1 protein-coding gene is annotated in these 1,433 nt (G+C 42.8%); it reads left to right on the top strand.

Translation table 11 applies throughout. From position 1 onward, the window contains the following. Positions 1-54: 54 nt before the first annotated feature. Positions 55-1,400, top strand: a protein-coding gene (locus GT003_RS32055; RefSeq protein WP_161705779.1) for an IS3 family transposase whose coding sequence is annotated in 2 segments (ribosomal slippage) — positions 55-496 and positions 496-1,400 — 1,347 coding nt in all. Because the reading frame shifts where the segments join, the coding sequence is not laid out codon by codon here. The last annotated feature ends 33 nt before the right edge of the window (positions 1,401-1,433 follow it).

Below are 1,433 nucleotides of genomic sequence, written 5' to 3'. Positions count from 1 at the left end.
TTGAACTGCACCCCAATTGTTAGACACCATCTAACGATTGGAGGTGCAGTTTTTTTGTCCAAATTCAATTTAGAGTTAAAATTAGAAGCCATTAATCGATATCTGTCGGGAACTGCTGGGGCTAAGAGCATTGCGAAGTCCTTAGGCGTAAACCATGAAGTTCTGCGTATGTGGATCAGGCAATACGAATCTCACGGTATAAAAGCCTTCGAAAGAAGCTATACAGCCTACTCCACGGCGTTTAAACTAGACGTACTCAACTATATGAACGAGAACGGGACGTCTCCGAATGAAGCTGCAGTCATCTTCAATATCTCCTCTCCAGGGATTATTCGAAAATGGCGTAGCCAATTCAACGCACAAGGTATCGACGCCCTGAAACCAAAGAAAAAGGGGCGTCACCGTACGATGGATAAACAGAAGAAAGAACCGGTTGCTGGCTCAATAGAAGCCTTACAGGCGGAAAACGAGCGTTTGCGGATGGAAAACGCATATCTAAAAAAGTTAAATGCCTTAGTTCAGAACAAAGAAAAATCACCAACCAAGACAAAGCGCAAGTAGTCTATGAATTAAGGCTTGAATTTCCGGTGAATGCTTTACTGAAGCTTGCAGAAATCGCTCGTAGTACGTTTTATTATTGGATAAATCAGATTGGTGCGCCAGATCCAGATGAAGAACTGAAGTCGCTTATTCAAGGCATCTACGAGGAACATAAGGGTCGTTACGGCTATCGCCGTATTCGTGACGAGCTCTGGAATCGAGGCCATCGCGTTAATCATAAAAAAGTGCAGAGGATCATGAAAGAGCTAGGATTGAAATGCATGGTTCGAATGAAGAAATACCGTTCGTACAAAGGGACTGTAGGTAAAATAGCGCCAAACGTACTTGATCGTCAGTTTAAGGCGCAAAAGCCAAATCAGAAGTGGGTTACCGATATTACGGAGTTTAAATTGTTTGGTGAGAAGCTGTACCTGTCGCCAGTTCTCGACTTGTTTAACGGCGAGATTATCACCTACACCATCGGATCTCGTCCCACCTACTCTTTGGTCTCTGATATGCTGAACCAGGCCTTTGAACGCTTATCCGAAGAAGATGAACTCCTCCTGCATTCGGATCAAGGCTGGCATTATCAGATGAAGCAATTTCAACATGCGTTGAAAAAACAAGGCATTACCCAGAGCATGTCTCGTAAAGGAAATTGTTACGATAATGCAGTGATGGAAAACTTCTTCGGCATTTTGAAATCTGAATTCCTCTATCTCAATGAATTTGCAAGTATAGAACATTTCAAGCAAGAGCTTGCACAATACATGGCGTACTACAATCACAAACGAATCAAGTCCAAACTAAAAGGCATGAGTCCGGTACAATACCGAACTCATGCCCTGCAAGTTGCCTAAATAAAATATGTCTAACTTTTTGGGGTCACTTCA

This window comes from Paenibacillus sacheonensis (assembly GCF_009909195.1).
Taxonomy (GTDB): domain Bacteria; phylum Bacillota; class Bacilli; order Paenibacillales; family Paenibacillaceae; genus Paenibacillus_Z; species Paenibacillus_Z sacheonensis.
The sequence above is the reverse complement of the archived record's forward strand: the minus strand, read 5'-3'. Positions and strand labels throughout refer to the sequence as shown.